At 59.7% G+C, this 24,819-nt stretch carries 25 protein-coding genes and 2 pseudogenes; 14 read left to right on the top strand and 13 right to left on the bottom strand.

The window, feature by feature from the left end; genetic code table 11:
* Positions 1 to 110: 110 nt before the first annotated feature.
* Positions 111 to 1,085 (bottom strand): cysteine synthase A, encoded by a 975-nt coding sequence (gene cysK / locus ACZ3HH_RS17265; RefSeq protein ID WP_367374557.1) that lies wholly within the window; start codon positions 1,083 to 1,085, stop codon positions 111 to 113.
* Positions 1,086 to 1,211: 126 nt separating this feature from the next.
* Between cysK and ACZ3HH_RS17260 the strand changes: the two genes are divergently transcribed.
* On the top strand, positions 1,212 to 2,288 hold the full coding sequence (locus ACZ3HH_RS17260) for a DUF748 domain-containing protein (RefSeq protein WP_465806167.1): 1,077 nt from the start codon (positions 1,212 to 1,214) through the stop codon (positions 2,286 to 2,288).
* Here ACZ3HH_RS17260 and ACZ3HH_RS17255 read toward each other — a convergent pair.
* A complete protein-coding gene (locus ACZ3HH_RS17255; protein ID WP_465806165.1) occupies positions 2,285 to 2,788 on the bottom strand; it encodes a DUF2442 domain-containing protein in 504 nt (167 codons plus the stop codon). The two genes, ACZ3HH_RS17260 and ACZ3HH_RS17255, sit on opposite strands and share 4 nt — an antisense overlap.
* 235 nt (positions 2,789 to 3,023) lie before the next feature.
* Between ACZ3HH_RS17255 and ACZ3HH_RS17250 the strand changes: the two genes are divergently transcribed.
* Together ACZ3HH_RS17250 and ACZ3HH_RS17245 are read left to right on the top strand one after the other, a co-directional pair.
* Complete coding sequence (locus tag ACZ3HH_RS17250) at positions 3,024 to 3,869, top strand: AAA family ATPase (protein ID WP_038979370.1); 846 nt, start codon at positions 3,024 to 3,026, stop codon at positions 3,867 to 3,869.
* 25 nt (positions 3,870 to 3,894) lie between these two features.
* Entirely contained in the window at positions 3,895 to 5,073 is a 1,179-nt protein-coding gene (locus ACZ3HH_RS17245) for a vWA domain-containing protein (protein ID WP_465806162.1), read from the top strand.
* A gap of 144 nt (positions 5,074 to 5,217) precedes the next feature.
* On the opposite strand, the gene ACZ3HH_RS17240 is transcribed toward ACZ3HH_RS17245, so the two are convergent.
* The 4 genes from ACZ3HH_RS17240 to ACZ3HH_RS17225 form a co-directional block, all read right to left on the bottom strand.
* Complete coding sequence (locus tag ACZ3HH_RS17240; RefSeq protein ID WP_465806160.1) at positions 5,218 to 6,135, bottom strand: 5-oxoprolinase subunit C family protein; 918 nt, start codon at positions 6,133 to 6,135, stop codon at positions 5,218 to 5,220.
* Complete coding sequence (gene pxpB, locus ACZ3HH_RS17235; RefSeq protein WP_465806158.1) at positions 6,132 to 6,836, bottom strand: 5-oxoprolinase subunit PxpB; 705 nt, start codon at positions 6,834 to 6,836, stop codon at positions 6,132 to 6,134. Before pxpB ends, ACZ3HH_RS17240 begins: the two co-directional genes overlap by 4 nt.
* Positions 6,833 to 7,585, bottom strand: a complete 753-nt coding sequence (locus ACZ3HH_RS17230; RefSeq protein WP_465806156.1) for a 5-oxoprolinase subunit PxpA — start codon at positions 7,583 to 7,585, stop codon at positions 6,833 to 6,835. Before ACZ3HH_RS17230 ends, pxpB begins: the two co-directional genes overlap by 4 nt.
* 78 nt (positions 7,586 to 7,663) lie before the next feature.
* On the bottom strand, positions 7,664 to 8,947 hold the full coding sequence (locus ACZ3HH_RS17225) for an MFS transporter (RefSeq protein WP_465806154.1): 1,284 nt from the start codon (positions 8,945 to 8,947) through the stop codon (positions 7,664 to 7,666).
* A 147-nt stretch (positions 8,948 to 9,094) separates the two neighbouring features.
* On the opposite strand from ACZ3HH_RS17225, the gene ACZ3HH_RS17220 reads away from it, so the two are divergent.
* The 4 genes and pseudogenes from ACZ3HH_RS17220 (at position 9,095) to ACZ3HH_RS17205 (ending at position 12,879) form a co-directional block, all read left to right on the top strand.
* Positions 9,095 to 10,018, top strand: coding sequence for a LysR family transcriptional regulator (locus tag ACZ3HH_RS17220; RefSeq protein WP_465806152.1), 924 nt, complete (start codon positions 9,095 to 9,097; stop codon positions 10,016 to 10,018).
* Between the two features lie 117 nt (positions 10,019 to 10,135).
* A pseudogene (locus ACZ3HH_RS17215) lies at positions 10,136 to 10,369 on the top strand (IucA/IucC family protein); the annotation flags it as partial.
* Positions 10,370 to 10,568: 199 nt separating this feature from the next.
* Positions 10,569 to 10,753 (top strand): annotated as a pseudogene (locus ACZ3HH_RS17210) (MFS transporter); the annotation flags it as partial.
* A 14-nt stretch (positions 10,754 to 10,767) separates the two neighbouring features.
* The gene (locus ACZ3HH_RS17205) at positions 10,768 to 12,879 is read left to right on the top strand and encodes a TonB-dependent receptor (RefSeq protein WP_465806150.1); all 2,112 of its coding nucleotides are present in this window, start codon (positions 10,768 to 10,770) and stop codon (positions 12,877 to 12,879) included.
* A 233-nt stretch (positions 12,880 to 13,112) separates the two neighbouring features.
* Here the strand turns inward: ACZ3HH_RS17205 and ACZ3HH_RS17200 are convergent, their stop codons facing one another.
* Genes ACZ3HH_RS17200 through ACZ3HH_RS17190 form a run of 3 tightly spaced genes read right to left on the bottom strand, consistent with a single transcriptional unit; the run spans position 13,113 to position 14,977 of the window.
* Complete coding sequence (locus ACZ3HH_RS17200; RefSeq protein WP_201059746.1) at positions 13,113 to 13,655, bottom strand: DUF2937 family protein; 543 nt, start codon at positions 13,653 to 13,655, stop codon at positions 13,113 to 13,115.
* 14 nt (positions 13,656 to 13,669) lie between these two features.
* The gene (locus tag ACZ3HH_RS17195) at positions 13,670 to 14,446 is read right to left on the bottom strand and encodes a class II glutamine amidotransferase (protein ID WP_007898710.1); all 777 of its coding nucleotides are present in this window, start codon (positions 14,444 to 14,446) and stop codon (positions 13,670 to 13,672) included.
* Positions 14,447 to 14,479: 33 nt separating this feature from the next.
* Complete coding sequence (locus ACZ3HH_RS17190) at positions 14,480 to 14,977, bottom strand: MFS transporter (RefSeq protein WP_465806147.1); 498 nt, start codon at positions 14,975 to 14,977, stop codon at positions 14,480 to 14,482.
* A gap of 300 nt (positions 14,978 to 15,277) precedes the next feature.
* On the opposite strand from ACZ3HH_RS17190, the gene ACZ3HH_RS17185 reads away from it, so the two are divergent.
* Positions 15,278 to 17,332: a S9 family peptidase gene (locus ACZ3HH_RS17185; RefSeq protein WP_465806145.1), complete on the top strand. Its 2,055-nt coding sequence runs from the start codon at positions 15,278 to 15,280 to the stop codon at positions 17,330 to 17,332.
* A 216-nt stretch (positions 17,333 to 17,548) separates the two neighbouring features.
* Positions 17,549 to 18,022 carry a cyclic nucleotide-binding domain-containing protein gene (locus ACZ3HH_RS17180; RefSeq protein WP_105348246.1) on the top strand — a complete coding sequence of 158 codons (474 nt, stop codon included), beginning with the start codon at positions 17,549 to 17,551 and terminating at the stop codon, positions 18,020 to 18,022.
* 4 nt (positions 18,023 to 18,026) lie between these two features.
* Here ACZ3HH_RS17180 and ACZ3HH_RS17175 read toward each other — a convergent pair whose 3' ends face one another.
* On the bottom strand, positions 18,027 to 18,317 hold the full coding sequence (locus ACZ3HH_RS17175) for a hypothetical protein (protein ID WP_095920352.1): 291 nt from the start codon (positions 18,315 to 18,317) through the stop codon (positions 18,027 to 18,029).
* A gap of 95 nt (positions 18,318 to 18,412) precedes the next feature.
* Here ACZ3HH_RS17175 and ACZ3HH_RS17170 point away from each other — a divergent pair, with 95 nt between their 5' ends.
* From ACZ3HH_RS17170 to ACZ3HH_RS17155, 4 genes are all read left to right on the top strand, one after another.
* Complete coding sequence (locus ACZ3HH_RS17170; protein WP_465806142.1) at positions 18,413 to 19,099, top strand: spermidine synthase; 687 nt, start codon at positions 18,413 to 18,415, stop codon at positions 19,097 to 19,099.
* A gap of 49 nt (positions 19,100 to 19,148) precedes the next feature.
* On the top strand, positions 19,149 to 19,520 hold the full coding sequence (locus ACZ3HH_RS17165; RefSeq protein WP_007898702.1) for a YajD family HNH nuclease: 372 nt from the start codon (positions 19,149 to 19,151) through the stop codon (positions 19,518 to 19,520).
* A 209-nt stretch (positions 19,521 to 19,729) separates the two neighbouring features.
* Positions 19,730 to 20,200 carry an RNA methyltransferase gene (locus tag ACZ3HH_RS17160; protein WP_123721923.1) on the top strand — a complete coding sequence of 157 codons (471 nt, stop codon included), beginning with the start codon at positions 19,730 to 19,732 and terminating at the stop codon, positions 20,198 to 20,200.
* A gap of 92 nt (positions 20,201 to 20,292) precedes the next feature.
* Positions 20,293 to 20,670, top strand: coding sequence for a YgaP family membrane protein (locus ACZ3HH_RS17155; RefSeq protein WP_465806139.1), 378 nt, complete (start codon positions 20,293 to 20,295; stop codon positions 20,668 to 20,670).
* A gap of 231 nt (positions 20,671 to 20,901) precedes the next feature.
* On the opposite strand, the gene ACZ3HH_RS17150 is transcribed toward ACZ3HH_RS17155, so the two are convergent.
* Together ACZ3HH_RS17150 and ACZ3HH_RS17145 are read right to left on the bottom strand one after the other, a co-directional pair.
* Positions 20,902 to 22,131, bottom strand: a complete 1,230-nt coding sequence (locus tag ACZ3HH_RS17150) for a hypothetical protein (protein ID WP_465806137.1) — start codon at positions 22,129 to 22,131, stop codon at positions 20,902 to 20,904.
* A gap of 136 nt (positions 22,132 to 22,267) precedes the next feature.
* Positions 22,268 to 22,717, bottom strand: a complete 450-nt coding sequence (locus ACZ3HH_RS17145) for a YcgN family cysteine cluster protein (RefSeq protein ID WP_038979355.1) — start codon at positions 22,715 to 22,717, stop codon at positions 22,268 to 22,270.
* A 279-nt stretch (positions 22,718 to 22,996) separates the two neighbouring features.
* Here ACZ3HH_RS17145 and ACZ3HH_RS17140 point away from each other — a divergent pair, with 279 nt between their 5' ends.
* Positions 22,997 to 23,590, top strand: coding sequence for a nitroreductase family protein (locus tag ACZ3HH_RS17140; protein WP_465806134.1), 594 nt, complete (start codon positions 22,997 to 22,999; stop codon positions 23,588 to 23,590).
* Positions 23,591 to 23,782: 192 nt separating this feature from the next.
* Here ACZ3HH_RS17140 and ACZ3HH_RS17135 read toward each other — a convergent pair whose 3' ends face one another.
* Positions 23,783 to 24,715 (bottom strand): D-2-hydroxyacid dehydrogenase, encoded by a 933-nt coding sequence (locus ACZ3HH_RS17135; RefSeq protein ID WP_465806132.1) that lies wholly within the window; start codon positions 24,713 to 24,715, stop codon positions 23,783 to 23,785.
* Positions 24,716 to 24,819: the final 104 nt, after the last annotated feature.

The following is a 24,819-nucleotide window of genomic DNA, read 5'->3' as shown; positions in this document are numbered from 1 at the left end:
GTTAAGGATTGCGCAATAAAGCACTTCTTAACATAGGGTTCCTGAACAGGGGCTGACCTGAATCAACCCCTTTCACACGAGAATCAAAAGTTCGCAGCCTTCGGCAGCTCCTACTGCTGATTCTCCTGTTCGGTAAACAGATCACTGAACAGCATGCTCGACAGGTAGCGTTCGCCAGAGTCGGGCAGGATCACCACGATGGTCTTGCCCTGCATCTCTGGGGTTTCGGCCAGCCGCACAGCCACTGCCATGGCGGCGCCGCACGAGATACCGCTCAAAATCCCTTCTTCCTGCATCAGACGCAGGGCCATTGCCTTGGATTCGTCGTCGCTGACCAGTTCGACCCGGTCAACCATCGACAAGTCCAGGTTCTTCGGCACAAAACCGGCGCCGATGCCCTGGATTTTGTGAGGGCTCGGTTTGATTTCTTCCCCGGCGATTGTCTGGGTAATCACTGGAGACACCAGCGGCTCCACCGCCACCGAGATTATCGGCTTGCCCTGGGTATTCTTGATATACCGCGAAACCCCGGTAATGGTTCCACCAGTTCCGACGCCCGCCACCAATACGTCGACTGCGCCGTCGGTGTCGTTCCAGATTTCCGGCCCGGTGGTTTTTTCGTGGATGGCCGGGTTGGCCGGGTTTTCGAATTGCGCCGGCATGAAGTAAGTGGACGGGTCGCTGGCGAGGATTTCGGCGGCCTTCTCGATCGCGCCTTTCATGCCTTTGGCCGGCTCCGTCAACACCAGTTCGGCACCAAGGGCTTTGAGCACCTTGCGCCGTTCGATGCTCATGGACGCCGGCATCGTCAATACCAGCCGGTAACCGCGGGCGGCGGCAACGAACGCCAGGCCGATACCGGTGTTGCCCGAAGTCGGTTCGATAATGGTCATGCCGGGCTTGAGTTTACCGCTGCTTTCAGCCTCCCAGATCATGTTCGCGCCAATCCGGCACTTGACCGAATAACCGGGGTTGCGCCCTTCGATCTTGGCCAGGATGGTGACACCGCGCGGGGCAATACGGTTGATCTGCACCAGCGGCGTATTGCCAATGGAATGGGCGTTGTCAGCATAAATACGGCTCATGGCTGGGTCCTTATACAGCGTTGAATTAGCTGTCCAAGGTATGCCTGTTACCCGTGGTCGTCCAGTCAGTCGAACGTCCGCTTACCCCCGCAGTCAATCGCTTTATACCGCCAGAGATTTGCCGCCATGAAGCGTCGATACAGTTGGCCCCTGTGGACCCTCGCCGGCCTCGTTCTGCTGCTGGTTGCCCTGCACATTGCCCTGCCCTACGTGGTGCGCGATTACCTCAACGAGAGATTGGCGAACATGGGTGACTATCGAGGGCAGATTACCGACGTAGACCTGGCCCTGTGGCGCGGCGCCTACAAAATCAACGGACTGAAAATCGTCAAGGTCAATGGCAAGGTTCCCGTGCCTTTCGTCAACGCGCCATTGATTGACCTCTCCGTCAGTTGGCACTCGCTCTGGTATGACCACGCCGTAGTGGCCGAGGCGCAGTTCGACAAACCCGAGGTGAACTTCGTCGACGGCGGTGCCAACAAGAAAAACTCCCAGACCGGTCAGGGCACCGACTGGCGGGCACAACTGGAAAAATTGCTGCCGATAACCCTGAACGAAGTGCGGATCAACGACGGCCGGGTCACCTTTCGAAATTTCAATTCAAAACCGCCCGTGAACATGAATGCTACCCAGGTCAATGCCAGCATTTACAACCTGACCAATGTGGTCGACACCAAAGGCAAACGCGACGCTCGTTTCGACGGCAAGGCGCTGTTGCTGGGGCATGCGCCGCTGGAAACCACGGCAACCTTCGATCCGCTGAGCGACTTCCAGGATTTCGAGTTCCGCCTGCGCGCCACGAACCTTGAACTCAAACGCATGAACGACTTCGCCGCGGCCTACGGCAAGTTCGACTTCAACGCCGGCCATGGTGACCTGGTCATCGAAGCCGAAGCCAACAAGGGCCAACTCACTGGCTACATCAAGCCGCTATTGCGCGACGTCGACGTGTTCAATTGGCAACAGGACGTGGAGAACAAGGACAAAGGGATTTTTCGCTCCATCTGGGAAGCACTCGTCGGCGGCACCGAGAATGTGTTGAAGAACCAGCCGAAAAACCAGTTCGCCACTCGCGTCCAGCTCAGAGGCAGCGTGCATCAACGAGATATCAGCGCATTCGAGGCTTTTTTGCAGATTTTACGCAACGGTTTCATCCAGGCATTCAATGCCCAGTACGAACGACCCAAGCCGGATACCGATTAAGATTTGCGTGTGACGGTGTAACGACCGGTTTCTTCGGCTGCCCGCGCCGGGTTTGATTGCTGCTGCAAGAAGTCCCAACCCAGGCAAGCCAGAGCCAACGACCGGGGCACAGTTTCACGACCACTGCTGTAGCGACTGATACTGCGGGCACTGACGCCCAGCGCTTCGGCCGCCTGATTCAGCGGCAACCCGGTGCGAGCACGCCAATCGATGAAAATACGGGTGTTTTCATCTGCCGCATTTTGCGCAAGGGCATCCAGATACAACGTGTCTGCGCCAATCTGGATATCCAGTTCAGGCCACTCCACGCTCCAGCCATCGTCACCCAAGGCTGCGCCTTCAAAAGCACGATCTTCCAGCAATGGTTTCAACCCCGGGTACGAATGCAGGTCGCGACTTAAATCGAGGCTCAGTTGCTGGCCATCGATAAAAGTCAGCGCCAGCCTGTAATCCGGCAGTACCTGCACAGCCGACAGCCGTGGTCGTTTCATGGGTAACATTGTTTCCAATCCTCCTGCGTATCGCGAAACATGCCCAGCAAGCTATCGCCAAAATGGCGATAGCTCAATACTGGCCAGCAGCCGAGACTGAGTCAAGATGTGACGCCCCATTCAGAGACTGAATAAGCCGTCTGCGTTCACAGTCGACCGGGCAGCGCGTTATAGTCGAGGCTGAATATTTATTGCGCCCCGCCCTGCCTCGTTCAGGTCGGCGTTACCGTTCGAGGATTAGCAGATGAAGTTCGAAGGCACCCAGGCCTACGTCGCCACCGATGACCTGAAGCTGGCGGTCAACGCCGCCATCACTCTGGAACGGCCACTGCTGGTCAAGGGCGAGCCAGGCACCGGCAAGACCATGCTCGCCGAGCAATTGGCCGAATCCTTCGGCGCCAAGTTGATTACCTGGCACATCAAGTCCACCACCAAGGCCCACCAAGGCCTGTACGAGTACGACGCAGTCAGTCGCCTGCGGGACTCGCAGCTGGGTACGGAGAAGGTCCACGACGTTCGCAACTACCTCAAAAAGGGCAAGCTCTGGGAAGCGTTCGAGTCCGAAGAGCGAGTGATTCTGCTGATCGACGAAATCGACAAGGCCGACATCGAGTTCCCTAACGACCTGCTGCAAGAACTCGACAAGATGGAGTTCTACGTTTACGAGATCGACGAGACCATCAAGGCCAAGAAACGCCCGATCATCATCATTACCTCCAACAACGAGAAAGAGCTGCCGGACGCCTTCCTGCGCCGCTGCTTCTTCCATTACATCGCTTTCCCGGATCGCGTCACGATGCAACGGATCGTTGACGTACATTATCCGAACATCAAGAAAGACCTGGTCAGCGAAGCGCTGGACGTGTTCTTCGACGTACGCAAGGTGCCGGGCCTGAAGAAGAAACCATCGACCTCCGAACTGGTGGACTGGCTGAAGCTGCTGATGGCCGACAACATCGGCGAAGCGGTGCTGCGCGAGCGCGATCCGACCAAGGCCATTCCGCCATTGGCCGGCGCCCTGGTGAAAAACGAACAAGACGTGCAATTGCTTGAGCGCCTGGCGTTCATGAGCCGTCGCGGCTCTCGCTAAGCCCCGATAGAGAGAGGCGATCGCCATGCTGCTCAACCTGTTCAATGAAATGCGTGCAGCCAAGGTGCCGGTCTCGGTGCGTGAGCTGCTGGACCTGATCAACGCGCTGAAACAGCGCGTGACCTTCGCCGACATGGACGAGTTTTATTACTTGTCGCGGGCGATTCTGGTGAAGGATGAAAAGCATTTCGACAAGTTCGACCGGGCGTTCGGTGCCTACTTCAATGGCCTGGAAAAGCTCGACGATCACCTCCAGGCGTTGATCCCCGAAGACTGGCTGCGCAAGGAATTCGAACGTTCCCTGACCGATGAAGAGCGGGCCGCGATCCAGTCCCTGGGCGGCCTGGACAAGCTGATCGAAGAGTTCAAGAAGCGCCTGGAAGAACAGAAAGAGCGCCATGCCGGCGGCAACAAGTGGATCGGCACCGGCGGCACCAGCCCGTTCGGCTCCGGTGGCTTCAACCCCGAAGGCATTCGGGTCGGCGATGCCGGCAAGCGTCAAGGCAAAGCGGTCAAAGTCTGGGATCAGCGCGAGTACAAGAACCTCGACGATTCGGTCGAACTGGGCACGCGCAACATCAAGGTCGCCCTGCGTCGCCTGCGTAAATTCGCCCGTCAGGGCGCGGCGGAAGAACTGGACATCGACGGCACCATCGACCACACCGCACGCGATGCCGGGTTGCTGAACATCCAGATGCGTGCGGAGCGGCGCAACACCGTCAAGTTGCTGCTGCTGTTCGACATCGGCGGCTCGATGGACGCCCACGTGAAGATCTGCGAAGAACTGTTCTCGGCCTGCAAGACCGAGTTCAAGCATCTGGAGTACTTCTACTTCCACAATTTCATTTATGAATCGGTGTGGAAGAACAACATGCGCCGCACCTCCGAGCGCACCGCCACCCAGGACCTGCTGCACAAGTACGGCGCCGACTACAAAGTGATCTTTATCGGTGACGCCGCCATGGCGCCCTATGAAATCACCCAGGCCGGCGGCAGCGTCGAGCACTGGAACGAAGAAGCCGGGTACGTGTGGATGCAGCGCTTCAAGGAGAAGTACAAGAAGCTCATCTGGATCAACCCGTACCCGAAAGACACCTGGGGCTATACCTCGTCGACCAACATCGTGCGGGATTTGATCGATGACCAGATGTATCCGCTGACCCTTCGGGGGTTGGAGGAAGGGATGCGGTTTTTGTCCAAATAAGGCGTAGCACCTGTGGCGAGGGGGCTTACCCCCGTTGGGTTGCGAAGCGACCCCAAAATCTGCAATCGCGATGTATCAGATACACCGCATGCATGGTTTTACGACTGCTGCGCAGCCGAACGGGGGCAAGCCCCCTCGCCACAGTTAAAAGCGGCGTAAATACGCGACGTGTTCCCGATGCGCGACATCCTGCACCACCGGCTTCAACCGCACCTTCGCCCCCGGCAAATACTGCGCCAATCGCGCCAATGCCAACGGCGTCAACGCCCCCAACCGCGGATAACCGCCAATGGTCTGCCGATCATTGAGCAGCACAATTGGCTGCCCGTCCGGCGGCACCTGGACCGCGCCCAGCGGGATGCCTTCGGAAATCATCGGCTTGCCCTGATACTGCAACGCCGTTCCCAGCAAGCGAATGCCCATCCGGTCGGCACGGCTGTCGAGGGTCCAGACGCTGTTGAACGCGTCGAACAAACTCTGCCCGCTGAACTCGCCGATCTGTGCACCGAGCACCAGGTCCAGCGGCGCATTGAGTTTGAAGTCCGGCACTTGTTCGGGCGCCAACGCCCGCAGCAGTAACAGCGAGCTCCCCGAGTAGCTCAACTGGGCATCTTTGGCCAACGCCCGCCCCATGCCATCCAGCCCACCGAGTTCCTCACGGACCACCGTTGCGCTACTGCCCAACACCTTTGGCGCATCAAATCCGCCCGGGGCCGCCAAATAAGCCCGAGCACCAAGCAGCGGCTGGGTGAATTGCAATTGCTGGCCTTTGTTCAGCCTGAAACTGCGCCACGGTGCCAATGCCTCGCCATCCACTTGCGCCCCCAGATCCGCCCCGGCCAACGCCAGCACGCAATCTTCCTGGGCAACGACCGTAAACCCGCCGAGGGTGATTTCGATCACCGATGCATCCAGTCCATTACCCAGCAACCAATTGGCCCACGACATCGAACGCCAATCCGCTGCCCCGCCCTGGGTCACGCCCAGATGCCGCACACCAAACCGCCCGGCATCCTGCAACAGGCACAGCGGCGTACTTGCTTCTATCGTCAGTCGGCTCATGCCTGCGCCTCCAACGGCGTATCGTCACCGCCCAGATTGATGAACTCGGCATGGCTGACCGCTTCGAAGCGCACGGTGTCGCCCGGTTGCATCAGGCTGTAGCCGTCGCGCTCGCGGTCGAACAATTTGGCCGGAGTGCGGCCGATCAGGTTCCAGCCGCCGGGGGACACCACCGGATAAGCCGCCGTCTGACGTTCGGCGATACCAACACTGCCGGCTGCGACTTTTTTGCGCGGAGTATTCATACGCGGTGCAGCCAATACTTCCTCCACCAATCCCATGAAAGCGAACCCCGGTGCGAAGCCCAATGCGAACACCTGATACTCGCGCCCGCTGTGGCGGCGGATCACCTCTTCCACCGTCAATCCGCTGCGCTGAGACAGCAACGTCAATTCCGGGCCGACACTCAGGTCATACCAGACCGGCAACACATGGCATTTACCCTTGGTCCGAGCGTTGGGCGACAGATCGATCAAGGCTTCAGCAATCAATTCCCGCGCCTGGGCCGGATTCAGTGCCATCAGATCGTAATGCACCATCAACGTCGTGTAGGACGGCACCAGATCGATCAAATGGCTGGCGAACGCTTCTCGCAGACGCTCGCTGGCGGCGAGCATCCACGGCATGTTGGCCTCGCTGATTTCATCGAACAGACGCACCATCAGGCAATCCAGCGCCACCACTTCCACCCGTGGTTTCATGATGCACTCTGCTGATTCAAGGCTTCGCGAATGCGCTGCACGGCGGCCACCGAACTGGCGTTATCGCCGTGTACGCACAAGGTGTTGGCCTGCAGGTGCAAGGCGCTGCCATCGCTGACCGTAAGATTGTCACCGCGGGCAATGATCAACGCTTGTTCGATGATTTTCTCGGGATCGTGATGCACGGCGCCCGGCAGTTGCCGCGAGACCAGCCTGCCTGCGCTGTCGTAAGCGCGATCGGCGAAGGCTTCGAACCACAACGTCACGCCATATTCATCGCCGAGTTGCTGCGCGGCATTGTTGTCGCGGGTCGCCATCAGCATCAATGGCAGCGTCCGGTCGTAGGCTGCCACGGCCTGAATCACCGCGCGCAGTTGCGCCGGGTTGGCCATCATGTCGTTGTACATCGCGCCGTGGGGTTTGACGTAACTCACCCGCCCGCCCTGTGCCCGGCAAATGCCGTCGAGGGCGCCGATCTGGTAGTGCAACAGGTCCTGCAGTTCCTGGGCGGTATACGCCATGGAGCGACGACCGAACCCCACCAGATCCTGATATGCCGGATGCGCACCAATCTGCACGCCGTGGCTCAGGGCCAGGCTGACGGTCTTGCGCATGATGCTCGGATCGCCGGCGTGGAAGCCGCAAGCGATGTTGGCGCAGTCGATGAAGGGCATGACCTCGGCGTCCAGACCCATGGTCCAGTTACCGAAACTCTCGCCGATGTCGCAGTTCAATAGCAGGCGGTTCACGGTGAACACTCCTGTAGGCTTTTATCTTCTTAACTGAAGGACATATGCCCCTCAGATTATCAGTTACCGAATATTCGGTTATTGAGCGTCGAGTTGCTTGCCACGAGTTTCCGGCAGGCTCAGGGCCGCCAGGATCACTACCCCGTAGGACACCGCCGCGAAGGCTCCGATTCCCACACTCAGTGGCACCTTCTGGCTGAGCAAGCCGATCAGCAGCGGGAACAACGCCGCCAATGCCCGACCGATGTTGTAGCAAAAACCCTGGCCCGAGCCGCGAATCCTCGTCGGAAACAGCTCAGTCAAAAACGCGCCCATGCCGCTGAAAATCCCCGAAGCAAAGAAGCCCAGGGGGAAACCCAGCCAGAGCATCACGCCGTTGCTGACCGGCAATTGGGTGTACAGCAGAACAATGGTGAACGAGCCGACAGCGAACAGAATGAAGTTCTTTTTACGACCGAGGGTGTCAGTCAAGTAGGCGCTGATCACGTACCCGACGTAGGACCCGACGATCACCATGGCCAGATAGCCGCCGGTGCCGAGTACGCTCAAGCCCCGTTCGTTTTTCAGAAAGGTCGGCAACCAGGAAGTGATCGCGTAGTAGCCGCCGAGGGCGCCGGTGGTGAGGATCGACGCGCGGATCGTGGTGAAAAGGATGCCGGGGGCGAAGATCTCGTAGAACTTGGCCGGGTTGCCTGGCTCTTGCCTGGCTTTGGCTTCGCGGTAGATTTCCGGGTCCTTGACCAGGCGACGGACGAAGATCACGAAAATCGCCGGCACGATGCCGAGGATGAACAATGCCCGCCACGCGTCTTCCGGCGGCAGTACGGAAAATAGCAGCGCATACAGGATCGCGGTAAGCCCCCAACCCAACGCCCAGCCTGATTGCACCATGCCGACGGCTTTGCCACGGTCCTTGGCCCGAATCACTTCGCCCATCAACACGGCGCCAGCGGTCCACTCACCGCCGAAACCGAAGCCCATCAACGTGCGGCTGATCAACAGTTGTTCGTAGTTCTGGGCGAAGCCGCAGAGGAAGGTGAAAAAGGCAAACCAGAGCACCGTCAGTTGCAGGGTGCGCACCCGGCCGATGCGGTCAGAGAGAATCCCCGCCACCCAACCACCGATGGCCGAGGCTATCAAGGTGCTGGTGTGAATCAGCCCGGCTTCGCCAGTGGTAATGCCCCACATGGCAATCAGGGTTGGCACCACAAAACTGAGCATCTGGGTGTCCATGCCGTCCAGGCCATAGCCGATCTTGCAGCTCCAGAACGTACGACGTTCCTGCTTATTGATGTTGTGGTACCAATCGAAGGGTCCCGGGCGAGCCGTGGCTTTGGGAATGAGGGTGTCGGGCGCACTCATGGCAAGTCTCCGTGCAAATTTTATTGGTATTGTTCTGAGCCCCGACGACGCCTATCGTGGGAACCGGATGCGTCGATTTTTGGACGCTTGGCCCTGTTGCGTCCAACTAATAAAAACCCGGCCAAGGCATAAGAAAAAGTTGATCCCATGAACCTGAAGTTTCTCGAGACCTTTGTCTGGGTCGCCCGACTCAAGAGTTTCCGTCTGACGGCAGACAAACTCTTCACCACCCAGGCGTCGATTTCCAGCCGTATCGCCGTGCTCGAAGGCGAGCTCGGGGTGAAGCTGTTCCTGCGCGATTCTCGCGGCGTGAGCCTGACGCCCGAAGGCCTGAAAGTGCTCGAGTACGCCGAGCAGATGATGGACACGATGCAGGCGCTCAAGCAGTCGATCGAGACACGTTCGAGTAAGGTCGGGCGGGTCCGGATCGGCGTCATGGATACCGTGATCCACACCTGGCTCAGCCCGTTGGTGGCGCAGATGATGGATCATTACCCGCTGGTGGAAATCGAGCTGGTGGCCGATACCGCGCTCAACCTCTGCGATCAGCTGCAAAAAGGCTTTCTCGATCTGATCCTGCAAACCGACCTGCTACGCCAGGAAAGCGTGCGCAGCCTGGAGCTGGCCAGTCATCCGATGGGCTGGATCGTGGCCAGCAATTCCATCTACAACCGCGAGTATTCAGGTGTCGCCGATCTGGCGCGGGAGCGGATCATTACCTATTCGAAAAACTCCCATCCTCATCAGGACATCCTGAGCCTGATGCAGGCCAACGGGGTCATGGCGCCACGGCTGAACTGTGTGAATTCAGTGTCGGCGATTACCCGATTGTTACGGGACGGATTTGGCATTGGCGCATTGCCGCCAGTGCTGGTAGCCGAAGAATTGGCACGGGGGGAATTGACCTTGCTCGCCATCGATCAGCGACCTCCGAACTTGCAGGTGGTGGTGTCGTGGCGGGTTGGTGTGGAATGGGTCGAAGAAATCGTGGCGTTGTGTCAGCACGTCGTGGAGTGCTATGCGCAAAAAGTGGGCGAGCACTACATCGTCTTGAGCAAACCACAGGCCTGAGTCTGAAGGATGTTTCTCAAACTCTAAACATGAACCGCTATCATTTGCATTATTTTTTCAAGCCGGTATTCTCTGCGCGCTTTCAGCTAACCAATTGTCCAAAAGGAGTCGGACCTGATGCGCGGCCACACGCAAAAACAGCAGCAATTGCTCGCTCACTGGAGCGAAGCGCTTGGCACTCAGACTTTCCAGTCCCGCCGCATCACTCTCGATCATTTGAGCAACGCGCTGGAGCCCGCCGCCCAACGCTGTTTCCAACGCCTGATCCAGGCGCTGTTTCGTGAAGATCTGATCAACCCCGACACCTGCGAATACAACGACACCAGCCGTTGCTGGCTGCCACTTGGCGAAGCTCCCGGGCCAGACGTTCCAGTACTTGCTGGGAGGCTGGCGGGTTGAGCTGAGTGCTGAGGTGAGCGAGCAGTTCGCTGGGCAACAGGATTTTTGGGGGCTGTCTGTCGGGGTGTGCAGGACGATGCTGCCGCGTACGTCCCAGCTGTTCATTCTTCCTTCCGCCGGGCAGGTGCTCGAAGCAAAGATGCGCACCTCGCTGCCCGTTACCTATGCACTGATCGCCAACACCATTTGCGTAAACCAGCAGGGCTTCGCGCTCGGCCTCGGCAACAGCGCGGCAAAGGCTGGCGCTCTGCTCGGTGTCACGGTATCCGCTGGGTGCGCTCGTTCAACGCCGCGCCTGACCGCCCGACCTTATCTCCCCACACTTGTCACAACTAAAAAAAGACCACGTCATGATCCGAACCAAACTCTCCCTGCTGATCCCGCTGCTCGGTACCTTCAGCGCCCAGACCTGGGCCGAGGATACCGAGCAGCAGCCCGGCACCTTGAACATGCAAGCCACCGTCGTCTCCGCTACTCGCAGCGAAGCGAGCATTGCTTCGATTCCGGGCTCGGTCCAGGTGATCGATGAACAGCAGGTCCGTGAGCAGAGCGGCGCGGGTCGCCGAGTCTCCGACATCCTCGGGCAATTGGTCCCCGGTCTTGCGCCGTCCAGCGGCGGGATGAGCAACTTCGGTCAGACCCTGCGCGGGCGCAACATGCTGGTGTTGATCGATGGCGTATCGCAGAACGCCACGCGCGACAACTTCCGCCAGCTCAACAGCATCGCCCCGGCCAGCATCGAACGCATCGAAGTGATCTCCGGCGCCAGCAGCATCTACGGTGCCGGTGCTTCAGGCGGCATCATCAACATCATCACCAAGCGCAATCAGGGCCAGGACATTGCCTACAGCAGCAAACTGGGCCTGACCAGCGGCAACAACCTCAACCGCAAAGGCTTCGCCTACGAAGCCTTCCAGAGTGCGACGGGGCGCAAGGATGCCCTTGACTGGTACGTCTCCGCCGACCTGACCCAACGCAACGATCAGTTCGATGGCAACGGCGACCGCATCCCTCAAGACACTTCCCAGGGCAGCAACATGGACACCGAAACCTATGACCTGCAAGGTCGTTTCGGTTACGAGCTGGATGCCGACAAAAAACTCAGCCTGTCGCTGCAGGACTACAAGGACCAGCAGGACACTGGCTATACAAAAGACCCGACAAACCGGCAGGAAGCCGTGGCGGTCAAAGGGCTGAAACTCGACGACCAGCCCTACACCCATAACCAGGCAGTCAACCTCAACTACACCGACAAGGACTTCTACGGTCAGGGTCTGCAACTGGAAAGCTACTGGCGCCGCGCCGATGCGTTGTTCTTTCCAGACCTGTCGCGAGGCCGGGCCGGGATTTCCGACAACAACAGTGTTCAGGATGTCTACGGCCTGCGCGCGGCCATCGACACGCCGCTGCCGGCGATCGGGAGTGCCACGGGCAATCTGGTCTGGGGCGCCGACTATGATAATGAGCGCTCTCGCCAACGAGGTGATCAATACACGCTCAATGGCCTGAACTACACCAAGACCGGCACCACCTACGAGCTGGGCCCGGACATCGAAACCACCACCAAATCGCTGTTCGGGCAGATGTCCTGGGACATCGGTGACTGGACCTTGCGTGGCGGTGTGCGCCGTGAATGGATCGAAAGCGACGTCTCCGACAGCATTGCTTATGGTCAGATCGTCCAGACCGGCGTACGCGCAACGCTGCCCGGTGACACCCTAAAATACGATGCCACGCTGTACAACCTGGGGGCGGTCTACCACCTGAGTGAAAACCAGGACGTCTTCGCCAATTACAGCCAGGGGTTTTCGCTACCGGATATCCAGCGCTTCATGCGTGATGTCAGCAGCACTTTCGACATTCAGAGTCTCAACGCCCAGGCCATCAAAGTTGATAGTTACGAGCTGGGCTGGCGCGGTAACTGGGACCAGTGGCAGGCCGACGTCACCGTGTACGAAAACACCTCGGACGTGACCCAGTTCTACGATGCCAATGATCGCGTATTGCGCCTGATCAACCAGAAAGAGCGAGTTCGCGGTATCGAAAACAGCCTGACCTACCGCGCGACTGATCGCTGGTCGGTGGGTGGCACTTATGCCTGGGCCAAAGGCGAGACCGAGCAGAACGGCAAATGGATCGATCTGCCGGCTACGCGCATCTCACCGGCCAAGACCACACTGTTCGTCGGCTACACCGAAGACGACTACACGCTGCGCCTGCAAGGCATGCATTTGTCCAGTTACGACGCCGCCGCCAAGGACAACAATGGGCGTGAGATCGAAGGCTACACGCTGGTGGATCTGCTCGGCTCCGTGCAACTGCCGGTCGGTCGTCTTGAGGGCGGCGTGTACAACCTGACCAACCGCACCTACCAGAACCTGTTCACCCAAGCCAACGCCAGAGCGCCGTACGCCAACGCCGAAGGCCGCACGTTGAGCATGAGCTACTCGGTGGATTGGTAAAAACAGGAGCCGGCTTGCCACAATGCCAGTCAGTTAAGCCGCGAAACTTGTGGGAGCGAGCCTGCTCGCGATGACGGCGGTACATTCAGCATCAATGTTGGCTGACCCGTCGCTATCGCGAGCAGGCTCGCTCCCACAGGAGCGGCGATATTCAAGTCCTTAACTGACTGGCATTAGGGCAAGCCCGCTCCTACAGGGGGTGCGTTTAACTGACTGGCAAGTCGGCTCCAGCGTTACAGCCCCCGCAAATCCCGCTCTTCAATCGGCCGGCTCTGGCGCAAACGCTTGCCGCCCAGCACCACCCAGTCGATCAACCGGAACAGGCATTCAATGCCGAACGACAGCAGCAACGCGCCACTCATGCCCCAGATCATCGCTTCCGGTGTCAGCAGAATCTGGTAGCTGTAGCCGTTCCAGGTTTCCTTGCGAATATCCGGGTCGGCGGCCAGGGCCACTTGCAGGACGCGGATGTACCACGGGCCCTGCATGGCCTGGAATTGCTTGTCGAGGGCCAGTTGACGGGTGAGCAAGGTGCTCAGGCTGTCGGCATCGCTGCGAAAGATCGGGTCTTCGCTGGCACGGTAATGGGCCACGAGCGCCTGCATATCACCTTTGAAAAATTGATTGGCCGTGCCCTGAAAACCGCTCAAACCGGTCTGCGCCTCAATCAGATGCGCCTCGACCCGCTTGGCATAGTCACTGATGAACCCAGGCACCTGGACACCGATCAACAGGCCCGCCGCGAACAACACCAGCCGTAGATAACTGAGCAACATGGGGGAAGGAATCCTTATTCGGTCTTGCCCTGGCTGACGCATTCACCGCGTCGCCAGAGGCTCCATTGGCCCGGTTCGTAGCGGGTCCAGGTTTCGTTTTCGGTCAAGGGTTCGGTGGCAATCACCGTGACCACGTCGTTGGGTGTGGTTTCGGCCTGGAAGTCGACGATCACATCGACGTCCTTCAAACGCGCCGGGCCGAACGGGGCACGGCGGGTGATCTGCGCCAGTTTGCTCGAGCAATAGCAGAACAGCCAGTCACCGTCGCTGAGCAAGCAGTTGAACACGCCTTTGCTGCGGTACTCGGCGCAGGCGGCCACCAGGTCTGGCAACAGTGCTTCGATCTCTACCGGTTCGGGGAACGCAGCGCGTACCCGATTGAGCAAATCGCAAAATGCCGCTTCGCTGTCGGTATCGCCAACGGGGCGGTAAAAACTGGCGGTCGGGTTGAAATCGGCCAACTGGCCGTTGTGGGCGAAACACCAGTTGCGCCCCCACAACTCGCGCACGAACGGGTGAGTATTGGACAGGCAGACCTTGCCGACGTTGGCCTGGCGGATGTGCCCGATCACCACTTCGCTTTTGATTGGATAGCGCTGCACCAGGTTCGCCACTTCCGACTCGCTGCTTGCCGCCGGGTCCTGGAACAGCCGCAGGCCACGACCTTCATAAAAAGCGATGCCCCAACCGTCACGGTGCGGCCCGGTGCGGCCGCCGCGCTGCATCAACCCGGTGAAGCTGAACACGATATCGGTCGGGACATTGGCGCTCATGCCCAATAACTCACACATGCTCGGATTCTCTATGAAAAGGCAGGGGCAAGGTTACAGACGCGGTTCGACCCGCAAACGCTGAGGGTTACTCGGCACCGGTGGTCGACCGTAACGATCATCGCCGGCACCGCCGAAAGGCTGATCGTCGTCAGGCTCGTCGGTCCGCGCCGCTGCCTTGGCGGCAGCCGCCTGTTCCTTGCGAGCGTTGGAAGCACGTTCGATGGGAAAACGGATCGCCACGAAAACCAGGTAAATGCCGAAGGCAATCATGCCGTACATGAACAAGTCGGAAATCGCGCGCCAGGCGTTGTTGCCAACCTTGAACAGCAAGTCGAGGGCAGTAATGGCGATGGCCGGGGCGACCTTTTCCTTCACTGGGTCGATAATAGTCGGGCTGAACAGCAACACCGCCATCAGCAGCCGCAACGGCTCACGCAGCCAGCGCCACATCCAGCGGGTGATGCGCATCCACACCAACAGGCAGCCTAAAGCGGCAAAGGCGTAGAGGCCCCAAGCGATCAGATAGTCGTTCTCGGTCATGGTGTCCATGGCAAGGCAGGCAAAGAGGCGCTTATAGTAACGACTTTTCGCACGTCAGGCTTGTCCCAATACCAGTCGGGCAAGACACAGACCCTGTGGGAGCGAGCTTGTGTGGTGAAGGGGCTTTTGTGGCGCGGGAGCTTTTGTGGCGAGGGAGCTTGCTCCCGTTGGGCTGCGAAGCGGCCCCAAAAAAGGAACTGCTGCGCAGTTCAGCGGGAGCAAGCTCCCTCGCCACAAAAGCCCCCTCACCATAAGCCCGCTCCCACAGGTTGCGAAGCCCCTATTCCGTACATTGTTCGAGAGCCATTCATGCCCCTATCCGCCAACGTCACCAGCGCTCCGATTGCCCACAAGGCCGACGGTTCTGACCCGTATGCCTGGCTGCAGGAGCGCGACACCGACGCGGTGCTCGATTACCTGAAAGCTGAAAACCACTATCAAGAGGCACAAACCGCCGATCAGGCCGGGCTGCGCGAAACCCTGTTCGAAGAAATCAAGGGGCGGATTCTCGAAACCGACCTGTCACTGCCCTCGCCTTGGGGCCCGTACCTGTATTACACGCGCACCACTGCCGGCGACGAATACGCCCGCCACTACCGCTGCCCGCGTCCGGTCGATGGCAGCCTGCAGATCGACGAAAGCCAGGAACTGCTGCTGCTTGATCCGAACGTGCTGGCCAAGGGTGGCTTCTTTTCCCTGGGCGCGTTCAGCATCAGCCCGGACCACCAGCGCCTGGCCTACAGCATCGATTCCAGCGGCGAAGAGATTTACACGCTGTTCGTGAAGGAATTATCCAGCGGCCGCGTCAGCGAACTGGAATTCCAGGATTGCGACGGCAGCATGACTTGGGCCAACGATAGCCTGACGCTGTTCTTCGGCGAACTCGACGACACCCATCGCCCGCACAAGCTGTTCCGCTATCGGCTGGACGGCACCGCGGCCGAAGAAGTATTCCATGAGCCAGACGGCCGATTCTTCCTGCATTGCTACCGCTCCAGTTCCGAACGGCAACTGCTGTTGTCGCTGGGCAGCAAAACCACCAGCGAAGTCTGGGTGCTCGACGCCTCGCTGCCGCATCAGGCCTTTACCTGCCTGGCGCCGAGGGTCGAAGAGCATGAGTACGATGTCGACCACGGCAAACTCGATGGCGAGTGGACGTGGCTGATCCGCACCAACCGCGACGGCATCAACTTTGCTCTGTACCAGGCCGCCGATACTGGCGTCGCGCCGACCGAAGCCGATTGGCAGAACCTGATTCCCCACAGCGACACGGTGATGCTCGAAGGCATGAGCCTGAACGCCGAGGCCATGACCCTGAGCCTGCGCGAAGGTGGTCTGCCGATCATCGAAGTCCGCCCACGGGACTTGGTGCCATATCGCGTGCAATTGCCGGACGCGGCCTACAGCCTGCACGTGCAGAACAGCCTGGAATTTGTCAGCGACCGGATCCGTCTGCGCTACGAAGCCTTGAACCGTCCGGCGCAGATCCGCCAACTGATTCTGACCACCGGCGAGCAGCAAGTCCTCAAGGAAACCCCGGTGCTCGGCCCGTTCGACGCCGATGCGTATGTCAGCCAGCGGCTTTGGGCAACCGCCCCGGACGGTACGCAAGTGCCGGTCAGCCTTGTGGTCAAACGCGAGTTTCTCGGCAAGCCGACGCCGCTTTATCTGTACGGTTACGGCGCCTACGGCGAAAGCCTCGACCCGTGGTTCTCCCACGCGCGCCTGAGCCTGCTGGATCGCGGCATGGCGTTTGCCATCGCTCATGTACGCGGTGGCGGTGAGCTGGGCGAAGCCTGGTACCGCGCCGGCAAGCAGGAGCACAAGCACAACACCTTCAGCGACTTCATTGCCTGCGCCGAACACCTGATCGCCAACGGCTTTACCACCCCATCGCAGTTGGCGATCAGCGGTGGCAGCGCCGGCGGTTTGCTGATCGGCGCGGTACTCAATCAGCGGCCGGAGCTGTTCGCTGCGGCGATTGCCGAAGTGCCGTTCGTCGATGTGCTCAACACCATGCTCGACCCGGAACTGCCGCTGACCGTCACGGAATACGACGAGTGGGGCAACCCGCAAGAACCGGACGTCTATGATCGGATCAAGGCCTACGCCCCGTACGAAAACGTCACTGCGCAAGCCTATCCGGCAACGCTGGTGATCGCCGGCTACAACGACAGTCGCGTTCAGTACTGGGAAGCGGCCAAGTGGGTGGCGAAATTGCGCGCGACCAAAACCGACACCAACGCCTTGTTGCTCAAGACTGAACTGGGTGCCGGGCATGGCGGGATGAGCGGTCGTTATCAGGGATTACGTGACGTAGCCCTCGAATACGCATTTGTTTTCAAGGTTTTGGGCATCGCCTGAGGAACTTGGCCCGGCGTGCCGGTCTTAACACCAGACACCGAGGCCCGAGACAAAACACATCTCCTGTGGGAGCGGGCTTGCCCGCGATGAGGCCATCACATTCAATATCAACGTTGGCTGTGACATCGTCATCGCGGGCAAGCCCGCTCCCACAGGGAATGATGGGTGACTGAAGGCCCAGAACAGACACAGACACAAGAAAAAGACCGTGACGACATGTCAGAACCGACCTTACTGAACAAAGAAATTCGCGACTGGCTGATGGACTGCGGCCTGTTCGATCAACTGCTGCCGGCAGATTTCGTGGCGGCTTCGGGTTACTTCAGCATCAGCACCATCGCCGAAGGTGAAGAGATTTTCCATGAGGGCGATGCCGGCAGCTTCATGTGCATTATCCACACCGGCCAGGTCGCGGTGCAGAAGACCAACAGCGAGGGGCAACGGGTGACCATGGCCACCTTGCGCAGCGGTCGGGCGTTCGGCGAAATGGCCGTGCTCGACGGTGAACGACGCTCAGCCAGTTGCGTGGCCGCAAGCAATTGCCAGTTGCTCAACCTGGGCAAGGACTCCCTGGAAAAGATGCTCAACGACGCGCCGAAAATCGCCGCCAAAATCATCCGCGCCCTCGCCGTTTCCCTTTCCAAACGCTTACGCATGGCCGATGGGCAACTGCTCTCGCAGCAGATTTAGATACTTACCCGCCCGGCGTTTTGATTTTCGTGGTACTCGGCTCAAGGCCCGGCAAGGTCTGGTCTTTGGGTGGGTTGGGCATTTCGATCGGCGGCAACAGCGGTGGCCCGCCACTGCCGGAACCGGCCTTGGGCACGCTGGTCGGGGTGATCTGCGGGTACGGCGTCGGAGTGGCGGTGCCGGGTGAACCGGGCATCGGCACGGGGCTGGTGGGGATGGTTTGCAGCTCCTGGGCCTGCACTGCAGTTATCGAGAGCGCGGCCAGGGCAATGACCGTTAGAATGGTGCGCTTCATCAATGGCTCCGTTGGCCTTGTTGTCCTTTTGCAGGCTACTCCCAACTGCGCGTGTTTGCCTTCCTCTGTAGTCAATTTCTCATCAAGAGAGCCCCATGAAACGTTTCGTTCTGCTCGACACCACCCCCATTCCTGAAAACGGCGGTGCCCTGTGCCTGTTCGAATACGGCGAGGACTTCGTCATCAAGATTCAGGGCGGTGACGGCGGGCAATTGATGAACACCCGCATGCACGGCTCTGAAGATGCCTTGGCCGAAATCCCCTGCCGCAAGGTCGCCGGCCGGCCGAATTCGCGCGTGTTGATCGGTGGCCTGGGCATGGGCTTCACCCTCGCCTCGGCGCTCAAGCACTTGGGCAAGACGGCTGAAGTGGTGGTCGCCGAATTGGTGCCCGGTGTGGTGGAGTGGAACCGCGGGCCGCTGGGCGAGAAGGCCGGCAACCCGCTGCTTGACCCGCGCACCGTGATCCGTATGGAAGACGTGGCCAAGGTGCTGCAAGCCGAGCCACAAGGTTTCGATGCGATCATACTCGACGTCGACAACGGCCCCGAAGGTTTGACCCAGAAAGCCAACAGCTGGCTCTACTCCGCCGGCGGCCTGAGCGCGTGCGCCAAGGCTCTGCGGCCAAAAGGTGTGCTGGCGGTGTGGTCGGCCAGCGCTGACCGGCAGTTTTCCGACAAGCTGAAAAAAGCAGGTTTCAAGGCCGAGGAAGTGCAAGTGTTCGCCCACGGCAACAAGGGCACCCGCCACACCATCTGGATTGCCGAGAAGCTCAAGGGCTGAGCTAAACTCACGTCATAACCGTCATTAGTCTTTTTACAAAGGTGAACCCATGAGTTCGTCCACCCCAACCAACACATCGAAGCTGGACCGCATCCTCGCCGATAACCAGCGCGACAAGGAAATGGGTTACCGCGACAAAGCCCTGAAGATGTACCCGCACGTGTGCGGCCGCTGCGCCCGTGAGTTCTCCGGCAAGCGTCTGAGTGAACTGACCGTGCACCACCGCGACCACAACCACGACAACAACCCTCAGGATGGCTCGAACTGGGAGCTGTTGTGCCTGTATTGCCACGACAACGAACACTCGCGTTATACCGATCAGCAGTATTTCGATGAAGGTTCGCTGAGTACGCCGAAGATTGCCAAGGCGACGCACAACCCGTTTGCGGCGTTGGCGGGGTTGATGAAGAAAGAAGACTGAAGACCTTCAGCGCCTGCACCGGCCCCATCGCGGGCAAGCCCGCTCCCACAGTGATTGGCGGTGAGTACAGATGTTGTGTACGCCGCAGCCCCCCTGTGGGAGCGGGCTTGCCCGCGATAGCATTTGTCCGGGCACCACCAATCTACAATCTGACCACCCTCCCCCAATCCCCGTATAATCGCCGTTTTTTCCCCGAAGGCACCCCGCTCGTGGCAGACAAACGGTACAGCTGCATTGGTTTGTATAACCCCAAATCACCGGAAAACGTCGGTTCGGTAATGCGCGCCGCCGGCTGCTATGGCGTGGCGTCGGTTTTTTACACTGGCAAGCGCTATGAACGCGCCGCCGATTTCGTCACCGACACCAAGAAGGTCCACTGCGACATTCCGCTGATCGGCATCGACGACCTGAAAAAAATCCTGCCCCTGGGCTGTGTCCCGGTCGCGGTCGAACTGGTCGACGGCGCCCGCTCGCTGCCGGAATACACGCACCCGGATCGCGCCCTCTACATCTTCGGCCCCGAAGACGGCTCGCTGGATAAAGAAATCCGCGACTGGTGCGAAGACGTGGTCTACATCCCGACCACCGGCTGCATGAACCTGGCGGCCACCGTCAACGTTGTGCTGTACGACCGCATGGCCAAGGGCAACAACACCCGCTCCGGTCCGAAATTCCGCTGAATTGCCGCATATTCGATGGAACAAGCCGCTCGCCCAGGCAGTCAGCTAAATATCTATTGCTGAAGCAACCCTTCCCTGCCTGGAGACAGATCATGCGCGAGTTCAATCCTGTAGAACGTATCGAAACCACCCCGTTCCAGAGCCCTTCCGTACAGAACGTTCATGGTTGGGAACGCGCCGGCTCCCTGGCGGGTGGCGTGGTCATGCTGAGCAAGGGCCTGCGACGCGGCGGCGTGTTCGGATTGATCGAAATGGCTATCGGCGGCATGGCCCTGGCCCGTGGCATCACCGGGCATTGTTCGGCGAAAAGCCTGTTGGAAAAGAACCGTCAGGACATGAAAAACGCACGCGCGAGAATCGAGCGCGCCGGGGATGAGCTGGCCCGAATGAAAGCCAATGCCGAAGCGGCGACCAGCACGGCGACCGTGACGGGAAATGATTCGTTGAACTCGCCGAAGGCTGGGGTTTGATCCGAACATTGCGGTGGGGCTCAGGGCCTCTTCGCGGGCAAGCCCGCTCCCACAGGGTTATGCGGTGTACACAACATTTTTGATCACCGCCAGTTACTGTGGGAGCGGGCTTGCCCGCGATGACGGCAGCACATTCACCATTGATGTGTCAGACAGGGCGCTATCGTGGGCAAGCCACGCTCCCACAGGTTCTGATCTGACTGGCATCGAGGTTTGCCCGCGATGGCGGTGCTACTGAAGCAACCCGGTATCAAGCACCTTGGAAGACTCGCCAATTACGCTTTCCGCGAGCTGAACGAATGCCTTGGTATCCACACTTTCCAACTGCATCGCCCCACGCAGCACATCATCCAGCGAGCGCTTGTTGCGGGTTTTCAGGCGAATTTCGCGATCCAGTTCCTGTAACAACACTACCGCTTTGGCCACCTGCGCCGGGTTGATCTGCTCACCGCGCAACGTGCTGACCTTCTGGCTGTCCTTGACCAACTTGCTGTGTAGGCTTTCATACCGCTCATCACTCATGCCGCCTGCGCGGCGCACCAGTTCGATGGCGTAATACTCGGCAAACCCTTCGCTGATCCAGTCGCTACGCTGGCTGTCGTTGATCCGCCCGAACACCTGAGCCAATTCACGCACCAAGGCACTGGCGCCGCTTTCGCTGACCAGCGGCAGACGCGTGTTCAGGTAGATCGATTCATGCGCGGCCAGGCTGCCGCGCCACATCGGGTCGTTGGCGCCGACAATCAGCAGTTTGCTGGGATGACGCGGAAAAACTGCCTGCACTTGCGGCCAGACAAAAGTCAGCAGTGTCAGCACGTCCATGCGGCGCATGCCCTGCCCCCGTGGCGAGGCCACGGTGACTTCGGTTTCCCCAAGCCGCGTGCGGCGGCTGCCGAGGTGACCGGCGAGCATCCAGCCGGTGGGACGGTCGAACAGGCGCGAGACGTTATCGATCCGGAACGTGTTCTTGCCGATCCGCGGCCAGGCGGTTTCGACGCTTTTCCAACCGGTGGGCAATTCGAATTCAAGGCGTGAGACCAGTTCGATGCCGTCCTGCTGATCGAGTTTGGCTGCGGGCACCAGGTCATCGCCACGCATCAGCGCCCAGTTCGGGGTCATGCGGGTGTCGAAGCTGCCACTCTTGCGCCCGTGGCTGATGCGCACGCGGTAGGTCAGGCTGGCCTTGTCGGCGGTCGGACGCCAAACGCCACGAGCCTGTTTACCCGGTGTGAGCTGCCATTGGCCATCGGCCTTGAAGTCGCTGTAGTGGCTGCCGTCGCCCAAGTCGAAATCCAGACTGCGCACCGCCGAGCCTTGGGCCAGGGTCAGGCGCACTTCGGCCTGATCGCTTTGCGGCAACAGGCGCACGTGATAATCCAGATCGACTTTCTTCGCCGCCCACACGGGCGAACTCAGGGCTAAAAGTCCAAAGGCCAACGCCCGCCGCACTCCCACAGCCATACACACTCCTAGTGTGGCGAGCGAGCTTGCTCGCGCTGGGCTGCGTAGCGGCCCCAAATTCTTGTAATCACTGCCGATTTTGTGAGTGCTACGCACTCAAGCGGGAGCAAGCTCCCTCGCCACAAAGCAATGGGAATCAACCCGCGCGAAAAATCAGATGGTCTTCCCAATCGTCTTCGGCCACGCTGCCTTCGGCGAGCATGCGCCCGGACTGGGAAATACGTTCGTGATGCACCGCCTCGCGATCACCGCACACCAGGTGATGCCAGAGCGGCAGGTCCTTGCCTTCGCTGACCAGTCGATAACCGCAGGTCGGCGGCAGCCATTTGAATTCATCAGCCTTGCCCGGCGTGAGCTGGATGCAATCGGGTACAAAGTCGCGGCGGTTGGGGTAATCAGTGCACTGACAGGTTTTGAGGTCCAGCAATTTGCAGGCGATGCGCGTGTAGTAGACGGAGTTGTCGTCTTCATCCTCGAGTTTTTGCAGGCAGCACAGGCCACAGCCATCGCACAGCGATTCCCATTCCTCTTGATCGAGTTGATCGAGGGTTTTGCGTATCCAGAACGGTTCGACTTTGGCGGCCATGGCTCAAGCATCAACATCAGGTGGTGAAAAGGCCGCCAGTCTAGTGCCAAGGCACCGACGGGCCAAGCATTGGCGACTGCCGGTACACGGCACTTGTGAGTTTTTGCGCCGCCCGGTAGCTTTACCAGTCGCAAAGAGCCCTGCCCACGTGCCATTAACGCTCAACTGCGTTGCATTCAGGTGAACAGCCCAGGCTCTCGGAAAACCCTATCGCTCAGCTCAACCGCGCCCGCCGGTTTTTTAGACGACCCTCACTTTCAAACGTAAAGGAATCTCTTGATGAGTGCTAACCCACGCGTTGCCGATTACGCCATTCACCCTCAGTTCACCGATCGCTGGTCGCCCCGTGCCTTCACCGGCGAAACCATTGCCATCGAGACCCTGTTGAGCTTCTTCGAAGCCGCACGCTGGGCACCATCGGCGTACAACTCGCAGCCTTGGCGGTTTCTTTATGCGCGCCGCGACACGCCGAACTGGGAGCGTTACCTGGGCCTGTTGAATGAGTTCAACCGCAGCTGGGCGCAGCACGCCTCGGCACTGGTGATCGTGGTCTCGAAAACCACCTTTGCGATACCTGGCGCCACCGAAGAAACACCGGCGCTGTCGCACACCTTCGACACCGGTTCGGCCTGGGGCCACCTGGCGCTGCAAGCGAGCATCAGCGGCTGGCACACCCACGGCATGGCTGGTTTCGATCAGGAACTGACCCGCAAAGAACTGAATATTCCTGAGGAATATGCGCTGCACGCGGCGGTGGCGATCGGCAAGCTGGGCGACAAGGCGACGCTGGCCGAATACCTGCAGGCTCGCGAAGAGCCGAGCCCGCGTCGTCCGCTGAGCGAGTTGGCGGCTGAAGGTGATTTCACCCTCTAAGCAACAACATAGAACCCCATGTGGGAGCGACCTGTGGCGAGGGGGCTTGCCCCCGTTGGGCTGCGAAGCAGCCCCAAAATCGACTGCCTTGATGCATTTGTAAACCGCGTTTACCGGTTTACGACTGCTGCGCAGCCGAACGGGGGCAAGCCCCCTCGCCACAGTCGCTCCCACATTTTGATCGGGGTGAATTCAATAGCCGCGATTGAAATCCACTTCCCCACGCAACGCTTCGCCCGCCTGATACGCCCGCAAATTCTCGACAAACAACTTCACCATCATCGGTGGCGAAGTCGGTGCCGAACTGTGGCCGGTCAGCAGCAGGCCCCACGCGGTCCAGAATGGATGGCGTTGCGGCAGCGGCTCCTGACGGCAGACGTCGATCACGGCCCCGGCCAGATGCCCTTCCTTCAAGGCTTCCACCAGGTCCGCATCGACCACCGCCACACCGCGCCCGACGTTGATGAACAACCCGGTCGGCTTGAACTGCTTGAACAGTGCGGCGTCGTACAGGTCGTGAGTATTCGGGGTGTTCGGCAGCAGATTGATCACGTAATCCATCTCACCGACCAGGCGCGGCAAGTCGTTCAGCGAGCCGACTTCGACAAAGGGCGCTTGCTCCCGGGCTTCGCTGGCGATGCCGTATAACTCGACGCCAAACGGCAGCAGAAACTGCGCCACGGTCTGACCGATGTCACCGGTGCCGACGATCAATACCTTGCGTCCGGCCAGGCTTTGGCCCTGGCGGTTGTCCCATTTGCGCTCGACCTGGCTGACCAGCCGCGCCAGTACTTCGCGCTCGTGGCCGAGCATGTAGGTCAGTACGTATTCGGCCATGACCTGACCGAAAATCCCCACCGCCCGGGTCAGGCGATAGTGCCGAGGCAAGCCGTCGGCCAGCAACGGCGTGATGCCAGCCCAGGTCGACTGCAGCCATGCAGGCAGATGGCCCTGACGCAACAGCGTCGCCAGCAGGTCCGGCTGACCGAGCCAGACTTGGCAATCGGCGGCCTGACGGGCCAGTTCGGCGGAGTCGCCGCTGGTCAGTACTTCCAGATCAGGCGCTGCCTGACGCAATAGTTGGGCATACACAGGGTGGTCGTGTTCAGCAATCAGAACGCGCATGGTTCAAACCTTTCAAAAACAGTGCAGACGGCCGCCGACGGAGTATCACTCCATCGCCCTGGCCATCGCCAAAATCATTCCAGTGTTTCATAAAGGCTCTGAAC

The sequence above is a fragment of the Pseudomonas sp. PME37.24/025 genome (genome assembly GCF_055556615.1).
The sequence above is the reverse complement of the archived record's forward strand: the minus strand, read 5'-3'. Positions and strand labels throughout refer to the sequence as shown.